This window comes from Bradyrhizobium sp. BWA-3-5 (assembly GCF_032917985.1).
GTDB lineage: Bacteria > Pseudomonadota > Alphaproteobacteria > Rhizobiales > Xanthobacteraceae > Bradyrhizobium.
Window position 1 is genome coordinate 7,141,947 of record NZ_CP136626.1, and the last position, 12,641, is coordinate 7,154,587.

The 12,641-nt window shown below is 63.4% G+C and carries 14 protein-coding genes; 5 read left to right on the forward strand and 9 right to left on the reverse strand.

Going from position 1 to position 12,641, the window contains the following annotated elements:
• Window positions 1–9: 9 nt before the first annotated feature.
• The 7 genes from RX331_RS34335 to RX331_RS34365 form a co-directional block, all read right to left on the reverse strand.
• Entirely contained in the window at window positions 10–162 is a 153-nt protein-coding gene (locus RX331_RS34335; protein WP_317254000.1) for an aa3-type cytochrome c oxidase subunit IV, read from the reverse strand.
• A gap of 84 nt (window positions 163–246) precedes the next feature.
• Complete coding sequence (locus tag RX331_RS34340; RefSeq protein WP_317254001.1) at window positions 247–633, reverse strand: type II toxin-antitoxin system death-on-curing family toxin; 387 nt, start codon at window positions 631–633, stop codon at window positions 247–249.
• The gene (locus RX331_RS34345) at window positions 630–887 is read right to left on the reverse strand and encodes an AbrB/MazE/SpoVT family DNA-binding domain-containing protein (RefSeq protein WP_317254002.1); all 258 of its coding nucleotides are present in this window, start codon (window positions 885–887) and stop codon (window positions 630–632) included. Before RX331_RS34345 ends, RX331_RS34340 begins: the two co-directional genes overlap by 4 nt.
• An 88-nt stretch (window positions 888–975) precedes the next feature.
• Window positions 976–1,563, reverse strand: a complete 588-nt coding sequence (locus RX331_RS34350) for an intradiol ring-cleavage dioxygenase (RefSeq protein WP_317254003.1) — start codon at window positions 1,561–1,563, stop codon at window positions 976–978.
• Between the two features lie 98 nt (window positions 1,564–1,661).
• Window positions 1,662–3,524, reverse strand: a complete 1,863-nt coding sequence (locus RX331_RS34355) for a M3 family oligoendopeptidase (protein ID WP_317254004.1) — start codon at window positions 3,522–3,524, stop codon at window positions 1,662–1,664.
• Window positions 3,525–3,569: 45 nt separating this feature from the next.
• Window positions 3,570–4,013, reverse strand: coding sequence for a hypothetical protein (locus RX331_RS34360; RefSeq protein WP_317254005.1), 444 nt, complete (start codon window positions 4,011–4,013; stop codon window positions 3,570–3,572).
• Window positions 4,010–4,342 (reverse strand): helix-turn-helix transcriptional regulator, encoded by a 333-nt coding sequence (locus RX331_RS34365; RefSeq protein WP_317254006.1) that lies wholly within the window; start codon window positions 4,340–4,342, stop codon window positions 4,010–4,012. The genes RX331_RS34360 and RX331_RS34365 overlap by 4 nt, the downstream gene beginning before the upstream one ends.
• A 78-nt stretch (window positions 4,343–4,420) precedes the next feature.
• Between RX331_RS34365 and RX331_RS34370 the strand changes: the two genes are divergently transcribed.
• The 5 genes from RX331_RS34370 (at window position 4,421) to RX331_RS34390 (ending at window position 11,536) form a co-directional block, all read left to right on the forward strand.
• Window positions 4,421–4,762 (forward strand): hypothetical protein, encoded by a 342-nt coding sequence (locus RX331_RS34370; protein WP_317254007.1) that lies wholly within the window; start codon window positions 4,421–4,423, stop codon window positions 4,760–4,762.
• 121 nt (window positions 4,763–4,883) lie between these two features.
• Window positions 4,884–5,564 carry a TerC family protein gene (locus RX331_RS34375; protein ID WP_317254008.1) on the forward strand — a complete coding sequence of 227 codons (681 nt, stop codon included), beginning with the start codon at window positions 4,884–4,886 and terminating at the stop codon, window positions 5,562–5,564.
• A 68-nt stretch (window positions 5,565–5,632) separates the two neighbouring features.
• Window positions 5,633–7,132, forward strand: a complete 1,500-nt coding sequence (locus RX331_RS34380; RefSeq protein WP_317254009.1) for a sigma-54 dependent transcriptional regulator — start codon at window positions 5,633–5,635, stop codon at window positions 7,130–7,132.
• A gap of 359 nt (window positions 7,133–7,491) precedes the next feature.
• On the forward strand, window positions 7,492–9,627 hold the full coding sequence (locus tag RX331_RS34385; protein ID WP_317254010.1) for a murein L,D-transpeptidase: 2,136 nt from the start codon (window positions 7,492–7,494) through the stop codon (window positions 9,625–9,627).
• A 274-nt stretch (window positions 9,628–9,901) separates the two neighbouring features.
• Complete coding sequence (locus tag RX331_RS34390) at window positions 9,902–11,536, forward strand: DUF882 domain-containing protein (RefSeq protein ID WP_317254011.1); 1,635 nt, start codon at window positions 9,902–9,904, stop codon at window positions 11,534–11,536.
• A gap of 218 nt (window positions 11,537–11,754) precedes the next feature.
• On the opposite strand, the gene RX331_RS34395 is transcribed toward RX331_RS34390, so the two are convergent.
• Together RX331_RS34395 and RX331_RS34400 are read right to left on the reverse strand one after the other, a co-directional pair.
• On the reverse strand, window positions 11,755–12,030 hold the full coding sequence (locus tag RX331_RS34395) for a DUF2312 domain-containing protein (RefSeq protein ID WP_317254012.1): 276 nt from the start codon (window positions 12,028–12,030) through the stop codon (window positions 11,755–11,757).
• A 298-nt stretch (window positions 12,031–12,328) separates the two neighbouring features.
• Window positions 12,329–12,631 carry a DUF1244 domain-containing protein gene (locus tag RX331_RS34400; RefSeq protein ID WP_317254013.1) on the reverse strand — a complete coding sequence of 101 codons (303 nt, stop codon included), beginning with the start codon at window positions 12,629–12,631 and terminating at the stop codon, window positions 12,329–12,331.
• Between the last annotated feature and the right edge of the window lie 10 nt (window positions 12,632–12,641).

Consider the following 12,641-nt stretch of genomic DNA (forward strand, 5'->3'; position numbering starts at 1 on the left):
CGCGATCGGTCAGGTCAGGAAATAGCCCATCAGGGCGACGATGATCACGACGGCGGCCGTGCCGTATTTGACGAGCATGATGAACCCTTCATAGGTCTGCTCGTGGGCCGGATAATCGTTGCCGTCCGCGGTCGTGTAGGCCACTTCGCTATGGTCTGCCATCGGTATCCCCAGTGAAAATCTCTCGTTTCTCGCGTGCAATTACCGCAAAGCGTTTGGCAGGGCAACGGCCCCTTGCCTATCGGGTCATTCGGAAGGCCAATTATCCCGGATCCAGCGGGTCAGGCTCTGCTCGCTGACTTCGCCCGCGGCGAGGGAGAGGATGATGGCGGTGGCGTGCGCGGGATCGGGCGCAAAGGGTATGTCGTTCACGCGCAGGAAAACCATCATGGCGTGGAACGCGATGCGCTTGTTGCCATCCACGAAAGCATGCTTACGGGCGAGACCGAACGCATAGGCGGCAGCAAGTGCAGCCATATCCGTCGTCCCATAATTCCATTGATTGACCGGCCGCAAAATCGCCGACTCAAGGAGGCCTCGGTCCCGAATGCCTTCCGGACCGCCGAATAGCGCCAGTTGCTCGGCATCCATGTCGACGACTTCATCGACGTCGAGCCAGATCGGCTCACTCATTCGGCAAGCGCGGCAAACGTATCGCGATATTCGTGCATGACCTGGCGGGCGATTGCCATGGTCCGCGCGTGCTTGGGATTGAAGGGTGAAAGCCGCAAGCTGCCGTCCGGTTGCTCCACCGGATAGAACTTGTCGCCCTCCTTGAGGTTGAGCCGGGCAAGAAGCTCTTTCGGCAGAATCACACCGACCGAATTACCGATCTTCCGGATTTGAAGGACATTGGCCTCTTCCATTCCGCGAGGGGTTTTGTTCATGGCACCAGCTCCGTTATACAAAATGTATAACATCGTTGGATGGCATGTTCAACGGATGTTTTACGCCAGAACTTTGGGGTGGAGGCCCCTAGGCCACCACGAAATCGAAGCGACCGGCGAGCGAGCCTGAGTTCTTGGCCGTGCGCAGCAGCAATTCCTTGCGGAAGAGGTCGTCAGAGCGGTTTTTTGGCTCGCCGGGGAAATAGAGCTGGGTGGTCAACACGGGACCACCGCGCGGCTGCACCTTCACATGGATATGGCGCGTACGGCCGGGATAAATGCCGGGCACAATGCTGCGCAACCGATAGCGGCCTTCCGCATCGGAGAATTGATGGCCGCGCAGGCGAAAACCGGAATTGTCGTAGCGGCCCTTGTCGTCCGCCTGCCAGAAATCTAGCAAGGCGCCGGCGAGCGGTTTGCAGGCACGGGTGAACACGAAGCCAACCAGTTCGATCGGCTGGCCTGCCATGCCCTCTTCAAACAGCTCGGTTCGCTCCGGCGACGCTGGCTTGAAGTATGGCCCTTCGGTTTGCGCCATCGTGCGGTCGTCGCCGTCGTGGCATGCAGGCGTTGGCGCAAGCGGGGCCTGAGCCACGCTGCCATCGACCAGGAGCAGCGAACCGGCGGCGAAGACGCCTGCTTGAAGCACTACGCGCCGCGTCGGGGTGTCGATCATGGGGCCCTCCCCTTCTCTCACCACCATCATGAAGGGCGACGGCGGCTGAAATTGTGTCCGCGTCCATCACAAATCCGTTTGCGCAGGCGCCGCGCGGATCAGCCCATCGCCTCGAGTTCGTCGATCATGCCGGAGATTACCGAGAGGCCGCCGTCCCAGAATTTTGGATCCTTGGCGTCCAGCCCGAACGGCCTCAGCAGCTCGGAATAATGCTTGGTGCCGCCGGCCGCGAGCATCTCGAGATAGCGCTCGGCGAAACCTTCCGAGGCGTTCTCGTAGACCGCGTAGAGCGAATTCACCAGGCAGTCGCCGAACGCGTAAGCGTAGACGTAGAACGGCGAATGGATGAAATGGGGGATGTACATCCAGAAATTCTCGTAGCCGGGACGGATGTCGATCGCCGGTCCGAGGCTCTCGTTCTGCACGCTGAGCCAGATCTGGCCGATCCGCTCGGCGGTCAATTCACCGTCCTTGCGCTCGGTATGCACGGCGCGCTCGAACGAATAGAACGCGATCTGCCGCACCACAGTGTTGATCATGTCCTCGACCTTGCCGGCGAGCAGCGCCTGGCGCTGCTTGGCGTTGCTGGTCTGCGACAACAGCCGCTTGAACGTCAGCATCTCGCCGAACACGCTCGCGGTCTCCGCCAGCGTCAGCGGCGTCGGCGCCATCAGCGCGCCCTGCTTGGCCGCCAGCACCTGGTGCACGCCGTGGCCGAGCTCATGGGCGAGCGTCATCACGTCGCGTGGCTTGCCCTGGTAGTTCATCAGCACATAGGGATGCGCCGACGGCGTGGTCGGGTGCGAGAACGCGCCCGGCGCCTTGCCCGGCCGCACCGGCGCATCGATCCAGCGCTCGGCGAAGAAGCGCTCGGCGATGTCAGCCATCTCGGTGGAAAAGCCGCGATAGGCCGTCAGCACCATCTTCTGCGCCTCGGGCCAGGCAACGGTGCCGGTCGCCGCAAACGGCAGCGGCGCGTTGCGGTCCCAATGGGCGAGCTTCTTCTTTTTGAACCAGCCGGCCTTCAGCGCGTAGTAACGATGCGACAGGCGCGGATAGGCCGCGCGAACCGAACTGACCAGCGCGTCGACCACTTCGCGCTCGACACGGTTGTTGAGGTGGCGTGAATCCGCGACATCCTGGAAGCCGCGCCAGCGGTCGGAAATCTCCTTGTCCTTGGCGAGCGTGTTGGTGATGAGCGCGAAGGTCCGCTCATTGTCCTTGAAGGTTTTCGCCAGCGCCTGCGCAGCGGCCTTGCGTTTTTCCGGCGCACGATCCTGCAGGAGATTGAGGACCGGCTCGATCGCAAGCTCCTTGGCCCCGACCTTGAAGCGCAGCCCGGAAATGGTCTGGTCGAACAGCCGGTTCCAGGCGGCGTAACCGCTCTGCGACTTCTCGTGAAACAGCTGTTCGACGCGGTCTTCGAGCTGATACGGCTTGTCCTTGCGCAGGTCCTCGATCCACGGACGGTAGTGGGCAAGCTCGGGCGCCTGCATCGCGCGCTCGATCACGGCGTCGTCGATGCGGTTGAGCTCAAGCGCAAAAAACAGGAGATGCAGCGAGGCCGCCGTCAGCCGCTCGGAGACGTCGCCGTAAAATTTCGAGATCGCGGCATCGACGCTGTCGCCGGCGTGAACCAGGCCGGCATAGGAGCCGAGCCGGCCGGCGAGATCGTCGATCGCCTCGTAGCGCCTGACCGCCTGGGCCAGCCAGACACCGCCGTCGTCGCGGGCAACGCCTTCGGCCAACTTGCCCTTGTAATCGGTTTCGAACGCGACGCACTCTGCATCCAGCTTCTGCAGGTCGCGCGCAATCTCGGGCGCGTCGATCCCCGAATAGAGATCGCCAAGGTTCCATTCCGGCAGCTTGCCGGTTTTGGATTTGGCTGCCGCTGCCTTGCTGTTGGTGGCGGGTTTGCGGGACGTCTTGCCGGCTCGGGAAGTCGCAGATTTTGCGCTCATGACACTTTCAAAACGTGAGAGGTGATCAGGAAATGGGCGAGGAGATCAGGCGAACGCCGCAAGCTGCGGAACCAACTGGACGAACATCTCTTCGCCCTCGACGAGCAGCGGCTCCACCTTTTCGTGGATCGTATTGCGCGTAGCACACCACAATGTGATCGCGCGGACCATCAGCCACGACGTCGATGGCACCGCGGCCTGCGCGTGCAGCATCACCAGATCGAGGTTGCGGTGCTCGAACAGCAGCCGGCCCGATCCGTTTTCTAGGATGTAACGGCCCTTGATTCGGGACAGGCACCATTCGCACGCCCGGTCCGGCAACGGGCCGAGCAGATAGAACTGGGCATCGCCCGCCTCCGTCATGCCGGTTTCCCAGTCGCGTCCGGTCCCCGGCGCAAGCGTTGTCTCCAGCGCCGTGAGAATGGTGCGGAGTTCCCTTTCGCTCCATTCGCCGGTGTCTTGTTTGCGCGCGAACGCAACCACGTTCATTTCTTCTCTGCTCCGAACAGCAGCCGGTGCAATTCCGGCTCATAGTATAGCAACAGATGCCTAGCGAACGCGGCCTGTTCAAGGCCCAATTCATTCGCCCACGCGCCCATGATTTCGGTTGGAACACGGCTGAACCCGTTCTCCACCTGAGAAATGAACGTGTAATATTTCAGGCCGAGGCGCGCGGCGAGATCGGCCTGCGACAATTCGGCATCCGCCCGGCGCTGCTTCAGCCAATCCCCAGCCAGTTTACGCAATTGCTTGGCGTCGGGCGCAGCCTTGGCCGGCGGACGTTCAGTGAAAACGTCTTGATGTTTCGCACGTTTCATGTTTACTAAACTAGCCAATATGAATTGCTGGGTGGGTCATGTTCCCTACCACAATTCCAGCTCGCGAATAAGAACCCGATGGCGTTGCTCGACCGCAGTCAGATTGTCCGAACCACCGAGCGGGCATCGCCCGCGCATGGCAAGGAGCTGACGGCCGGCATCCTGCTGGCCGCGTTGGTTACGGCGCTCGCGATCCGGAACCTGGTGCCGACGGACGCGCTGGCGCCGGTCATCGTCACGCTGCTGTTCGCGGTCGGCGCGGCGACGGCCGTCCTCGCGCTGCTGTGCCGCGCCGGCCCATTCCGCATGGCGTGGTTCGAGATCGCCGGCGGCCTGACATTCATCGGCGTCGTTCTTTCCGTGCTGATCGAGCCCGAACAACTGATGAGGCTATGCGGCGCCTCTGACCAATCTGAGTAAGGAACCTCATCTCCCCGCGCGGTTCTGACTGCGCATTCAACTGTGTGCGTCCAGGCCCGGGCCCCTCTGGCAGTTCAAGCGAACTGCGATGTCGGATTGGACCTTGAACGGAGTGGCCCACATGCTGGAATTGATCTCCTCGCAACACCTGACGGCGCTTTTCCAGGTCATCATGATCGACCTGGTGCTCGCCGGCGACAACGCGATCGTCATCGGGCTTGCCGCCGCCGGGCTGCCCGAGGGCCAGCGCAAGAAAGCGATTCTTGTCGGCATCCTGGCAGCCACGGCGCTGCGCATCGGATTTGCCAGCATCACTGTGCAGCTGTTGCAGATCATCGGGCTGTTGCTTGCCGGCGGCGTTCTGCTGCTCTGGGTATGCTGGAAAATGTGGCGCGAACTGCAGGCCACGCATGCGCATCAGCCGAAGTTCCACGATCTGTCGGCTGCAAGGACGATGGACGCCACCGATGTGCCCGGTCATCGTCAGAAGACGCTCGGTCAGGCGATATGGCAGATCACCCTCGCCGACGTATCGATGTCGCTCGACAACGTGCTGGCCGTTGCGGGCGCCGCACGGGAACACCCGATCATCCTGATATTCGGCCTTGGGCTTTCGATTGCATTAATGGGCTTCGCGGCCAATTTCATTGCACGCCTGTTGGAAAAGCATCGCTGGATCGCCTATGTCGGCCTTTTGATCATCCTCTATGTGGCGTTCGACATGTGCTATCGCGGCTCGCTGGAGGTGTGGCCCCACCTCAACATCTCGTCGTTCCCAACAACGCCATTTTTCAACGTTTAAGAGGTCGTTAATCGGCTTCGGCGAAAGTGCCCCGATTCGGTACAATTCAGTAGCGTGCGGGGAAAACCATGGCTGCCACCATTTTGATTGCCGACGACGACGCCGTGCAGCGCCGTTTGGTTGAAAACATGGTGCAGAAGTGCGGCTATGAGCCCCTTGTCGTCGAAAACGGCGACGCCGCCGTCGCCCTGCTGACCTCCCCGGACGCGCAGGCGATCGATGCGGTCGTGCTCGACCTCGTGATGCCCGGCCTCGACGGCCTCGGCGTGCTCGCCAAACTCCGCGATGCCGGCGTCAACATCCCCGTCATCGTGCAAACGGCCCATGGCGGCATCGACAATGTGGTTTCGGCGATGCGTGCCGGCGCGCAGGATTTCGTGGTCAAGCCCGTCGGCTTCGAGCGGCTGCAGGTTTCGCTGCGCAACGCGCTCAACACCTCGGCGCTGAAGGGCGAATTGCAGCGCATCCGCCACAGCCGCGAGGGACGCCTCACCTTCGCCGACATCATCACCCGCAGCGAGGCCATGTCGGCCGTGCTGCGCACGGCGCAGAAGGCCGCGACATCGGGCATTCCGGTGCTGATCGAGGGCGAGTCCGGCGTCGGCAAGGAATTGTTCGCCCGCGCCATCCACGGCTCCAGTGAACGCAAATCAAAACCCTTCGTGGCGGTCAATTGCGGCGCCATTCCCGACAATCTCGTGGAATCGATCCTGTTCGGTCACGAGAAAGGCGCCTTCACCGGCGCCACCGAACGTCACATGGGCAAGTTCGTCGAAGCTTCGGGCGGCACGCTGTTTCTCGACGAGGTCGGCGAACTGCCGCTGGCCGCGCAGGTAAAGCTGCTCCGCGCATTGCAGGAAGGCACCGTCGAGCCGGTCGGCGGCCGCAAGCCCGTGAAAGTCGACGTCCGCATCATTTCCGCGACCAACCGCAAGCTGCTCGACCTCGTGAAGAGCGGCGCATTCCGCGAGGATCTGTTCTACCGCCTTCACGTATTGCCGCTGACGATCCCGCCCTTGCGGACGCGGCGCGAAGATATCCCGCATCTGCTACGGCACTTTCTGGCGCGCTTTGCCGCCGAGGAAAACCGCACCATCACCGGCATCAACGGCGAGGCCGTCGCCCATCTCGCGCAGCTCGACTGGCCCGGCAACATCCGCCAGCTCGAGAACACGGTGTACCGCGCCGTGGTGCTGAGCGAGAGCGACATGCTTGCGCTGTCCGATTTTCCGCAGACGATCGGCCAGGCCCAGCCGGACGGCGAACTCCGGCACAGCGAACCGCTGGTCGTCGCACCGTCGGCGGTACCGTCCCTGGTATCGGGTAGCGACATACCAATTGCCCCGCTGAGCAGTGCCGGCAGTCTTTCGATGCTCACGGCCTCCGGCGAGGTCCGGCCGCTCGAAGAGATGGAAAACGAAATCATCCGTTTTGCGATCTCGCACTATCGCGGCCAGATGTCGGAAGTCGCGCGCCGTCTCAAGATCGGCCGCTCCACGCTCTACCGCAAACTCGATGAAGCGGCCGCCGACAACCCCGCCGAAGGCGGCGCACAGGACGCCAATTGAGCCGCGAAAGACGTGCGCGCGGCAGCGTGCCTGATTATGGCGCCCGCATGGCAAAGATCGTGGCAAACCAAGGACATGAGTCGGTCGGAAGCTTTTGAACCGTGGCTTGGCGGTGACAGACAAAAGGCGGGGGGCGTGGCAAAAACACGCGACCCGAGTTCAATGGGTAGTTTGAGGTCAGTTTGTCGTGAGTTGTCCCGCATGGCGCTGGCTGCATGATAGGGGCACATGTATCGTCTCGCGTTGAATCGTGGCGTGCGGCGTACGACTGAACCGAAGCCGGCGCTTTCCCGCGCAAGCTATGACGAGCGATGCTAACTGTTCCATGCCGGGGCAGTTTCGCCCAAGGGGGTGTGACGATGCGTGACTGTTCGACCAATCGTGCAGGATTTGACCGCGTGCTGATGGCCGTCGCGGCAACCTTCCTCACGGTGTCTGCGACCTCAGCACTGGCGGGTCAGTCGACGACGCCGCGCACCAGTGCTGCCGAGCTGGCGATCGACGCAGCCATACCCCGCCCCGAACCGGCCAACGTTCCGCCGCCGACCGCCAGCGATTTCAAGATGGACTCCACTGCCTCAGTGCCCGACGCAACCAAGGCGATCGACAAGCCCGCCGACCCGAGCACGGCTGCGAAGGCCGTTGAACCCAAGCCGGCCGACACCGCCGCCGCACCTGCCGCGAGCGACGCCGCGACCGCTCCGCCACCGGCTGCGACAGCCACTGCGCCCGCCGCCGAACCGGCCAAGGAGCCTGTGAAAGTCAGTACCGTCGCGCCGGCCGATCAGCCGGTCGCCGACAAGCTGCGCGATATGCTCGGCACCAAGTCGCTGCGCTATTTCGACCGCAAGAACGAGCGTGCGGCCGTCGAGAAGTTTTACGCCGCGCGCGACTATGCGCCGCAATGGACGCAGGCCGGCAAGCTGACCGACAGCGGCAAGGGTGTGATCGCGCGTTTGAAGGATGCCGGCGCCGAAGGCCTCAATCCGGTCGACTATCCGGTGCCGGATTTTGCTTCCGCGAATTCGCCGGATCTGCTCGCCGAAGCCGAGCTGAAGCTGACCGCGAGCATGCTCGACTATGCACGGCAGGCCCAGAGCGGCCGGATGCACTGGTCGCAGGTCTCTGCCGACATCCAGTATCCCGAGCACCCGACCGACCCGGCCGAAGTGCTCGCCAACATCTCGACCGCCAAGGATGCCTCGGCGGCGCTCGAGGGCTACAACCCGCCGCACAAGCTCTACAAGGAACTGAAGGCCAAGCTCGCCGAGCTGCGCGGCCAGGGCGACGGACCGCTGCTTCAGATCGCCGAAGGCCCGGCGCTGGCCTACAAGGCCGCGACCAAGAAGCAGGGTGAGGTCGCGCCGGAAGATTCGCGCGTGCCGCAACTGCGCGCTAAGCTCCACGTCTCCGACCATCCGGACAGCACGCTTTACGACGCCAAGGTCGCCGCTGCCGTGCGCAAATTCCAGGAGAGCGTCGACCTCAAGCCGACCGGCGTGCTCGACGACCGCACGGTCAAGGCGCTCAACAGCCCGAAGCGCGACCGGCAGATCGACATCGTGCTCGTCAACATGGAGCGCTGGCGCTGGCTGCCGCGCCAGCTCGGCGCAGCCTCGATCGGCAATGCCTATGTCATCCTCAACGTGCCTGATTTCACGCTGAAGGTGATGCAGAACGGCGCGCAGGTCTGGACCACGCGCGTGGTGACCGGAAAGCCGGGCAAGCACGCCACGCCGATGCTGACGGAGACGATGAAGTTCATCACCGTCAACCCGACCTGGAACGTGCCGCCCTCGATCATCTACAACGAATACCTGCCGGCCCTGCAGCAGGACCCGACCGTGCTGCAGCGCATGGGCCTGAAGCTCGAGCGCAACCGCGACGGTAGCATCCACATCTCGCAGCCGCCGGGCGAGGCCAATGCACTCGGCCGTGTCCGCTTCAACTTCCCGAACAAGTTCCTGGTCTATCAGCACGATACCCCGGACAAGCACCTGTTCGCCAAGGAAGAGCGTGCGTTCAGCCACGGCTGCATGCGCGTGCAGAACCCGGACGTCTACGCCGCAACGCTGCTCAACATCACGATGCCGAACGAGCGCTACACGCCGGAACGAATTCGCAGCATGTACGGCCGCAGCGAGATCGACCTGAAATTCCCGACGCCGATCCCGGTGAACATCACCTACCAGACCGCGTTCGTGGACGACGCCGGCAAGCTGCAGATCCGCAAGGACGTCTATGGCCGCGACGCCGTCATGATTGCCTTGCTCAAGAACAGCCGCAACAAGGACCTGGAGGCCATGGTCGCCCATGCGCAGCCGAGCTATTCGCGGCCGTCCGGCTCGAGCCTGCCGGCGGGGGTCAACTTCGCCAGCGACAACACCTACTCGTCCGGCCCCTCGTTCTTCGAGCGCCTGTTCGGCGGTCCGTCGACCGCCGCGACGCCCCCTGCCCCGGTCGGCCGCCGGCCGCAGCAGCGCTTCACCCGGTAATCCCGCAGGACTACGGCGCGAGCCTCCTGGTTAGAATTTCTTAACAATATCAACAACCTCTCCCCGCCGGAGAGGTTGTTTACGTTAACCACTATCCCTGCCGATCGGGCATGCGGCACTTTTTCGCCACAGTCCGCGGGTTAGGTTAAGGCTTGCTTGGGGGCAATACGGTAAACCTCGGTTAACTGTATTGCTTTAAGAAAGCGTTCATCGTCTTTTGCCGGGGGTCTGCAAAAGAACACCGTGAACGCTCGTCGACTGGGTGGGCTCATACGTGCTGGCTGGTTTCGCGCGCCAATTCAATCCGCTTGCTCTGCCAAAGGCCGGATATCGGATCGGGCTGACGTCGCTGTTGCTGCTCGCCGGCGCCGGCACGGTGCATGACGCGACTGCGCTGAACGAAACTCGCACCCTCTCCTTCCACCACACCCATTCCGACGAAGACCTCACCGTCACCTTCAAGCGCGATGGCCGCTACGACGAAGACGCGCTGAAGAAGCTCAATCACTTCCTCCGCGACTGGCGCAGCCAGGACTCCACCACGATGGATCGGCACCTGTTCGATATCATCTGGGAAGTCTACCGCGACGTCGACGGCAAGAAGCCGATCCAGATCATCTCCGCCTACCGTTCCCCCGCCACCAACGCCATGCTCCGCCGCCGCTCTTCCGGCGTGGCGCGCTTCAGCCAGCACATGCTCGGCCATGCGATGGATTTCTACATCCCGGACGTGCCGCTGGAGAATATCCGCGCCGCCGGCCTCCGGCTGCAGCGTGGCGGCGTCGGTTTCTACCCGACCTCAGGCTCGCCGTTCGTCCATCTCGACACCGGCAGCATCCGTCACTGGCCGCGCATGACCCATGATCAGCTAGCCAAGGTCTTCCCGGACGGACGGACCGTTCACCAGTCCACCAGCGGACCGATGAAGGGCTACGAGCTGGCCCGCGCCGACATCGAACGCCGCGGCAATGGCGGCGATGCCTCGACCGTCAAGATGCCGAATCTGTTCGCGGCACTGTTCAAGGGCGGCAAGTCGTCGACGGAAGAGGATGACGAGGGCGCCAGCGCGCCGGTCAAGAACGAGAAGCCGGCGCCGACCAGCGTGGCCGCTGTGAAATCCGCCGACCCGGTTCCGACGCCGCGCGCAAAACCGGTCGGCGCGACCATTCAGCTGGCGGCCGCCGACGCGCAGATCGTGTCGCCGCCTAAAGCCAAAGCCGAATCAAAGCCTGAGGCGAAGCCGGCCCAGCAGGCCGCCGCCGACACCAGCGAGCCGAAGCCCCAGACCCCGGCCGATATCATCAACTCACGCGGCTTCTGGGACGACATCCCGAAATCCCCGAACCAGGCCACGCCCGCGCAGGTCGCCGCCCTCCGCGCCCGCCAGGCCCTCGCCGCCGCCACCGATCCGCAGCCGACCGCCAGCGTCACCGAATCCTTCAACCGTGCGATGGCCTATGCACCGGCCGCCTCCTCGCCGGTCGATCGCGCCAACATCGTCGCGGCTTCCGTGCCCGTGCCGCGGTCCGTGCGGCCGGCCCGCACCGCCGGCGCGGCCGCGACTGAAATCAACACCGTGGTCGCCAAGGGCCCGCAGGGCAGCGCCCAAGGTCAGGGCCAGGACGCCGTGGTCGCCACTGCGACCCGTCTGGCCGCCGCCCGCGGTAACGATGTCTGGATGCGGGTCGTGATGCTCGCGCCGAGCGCAAGCACCGCCATGTCGACGACGGTGCTCGGCGACACCGAGATGACCCAGATGCGCGCCTACTTCGTCAAGCCGAAGGCCGCGATCGCCATGACCTTCTCGGATGATCCGATGATGGGAATGAGCAGCGACAGCTTCACGGGATCGGCGACCACGCAGCTGCCGACCCAGTCGTTCGTGATGCGCACCGCCGCGCTGCGCTAAGGCGCCCTGTTTCCCCAAACTCGCCGTCGTCCCTGCGAACGCGAGGACCCATCCCCACAGATGCGTGTCGTTAAGTTTGCTGGAGCTCCAGCATTCTTCAACTCGACCAACAGTGGTTATGCGTCCCGGATCGCGCGGAGCCTGTCATCGGGCGGCGCTTTGCGCCGACCCGTTGGCTTGTCCGGGACGACGGGGAACTTGTGTAGCGGCCCAGGGCCTCACAGCATGCCCAGCGCCTGCATGTAGGTTTCCAGAATGGTTTCCTGCTCGGCGCGCTCGTTGGCGTCCTGCTTGCGCATCCGCACGATGGTGCGCAGCGCCTTGGTGTCGAAACCATTGCCCTTGGCTTCGGCATAGACGTCGCGGATGTCGTCGGAGATGGTCTTCTTTTCTTCTTCCAGACGCTCGATGCGCTCGACGATGGCCTTGAGCTGGTCTTTGGCGAATCTGTGCGCGGCGTCGTCCTGGACGGCTGCGGCGGCGGAATTGGCCATCGGATACTCCTGAATGGAACTGATGCGTGATGCTGAAAGATCAAGCGCCGCACGCGTTACCGCACGGCGCTTTTTGCAAGATGACCCTCAATATCGGGGGGCCTTGCGTCAAGGCGGCATCATGCTCATCCACAGCGCGCCCACAGGAGATGGGAGCATAGTGTCTGCCACGTCACGGCCGGGCTTGACCCGGCCATCCACGTCTTCTGTCGAGGCCCGTCAAAGACATGGATGCCCGCGACAAGCCCGGGCATGACGGAGAACTTTGTTGCTAGCGCACGCGAGAGCCAGACCGAGCTCAATGCCCGGGGTGAACCTTCTTCATCGCGGCGAGCTGCTCCGCCGTGGCCGTGCCCTGGTGCTTTGTCTTCCACTCCTCATAGGGCATGCCGTAGATCGCCTCGCGGCTCTCGTCCTTGCTGATGGCGATGCCCTTGGCGTCGGCCTCCTCCTTCATCCAGTTGGACAGGCAGTTGCGGCAGAAGCCGGCCAGGTTCATCAGATCGATGTTCTGGACGTCGGTCCGGGCCTGCAGATGGCTGACCAGGCGCCGGAAAGCGGCGGCTTCCAATTCCGTTCTGGTTTTGTCGTCGATCGTCATGGCGGGTACT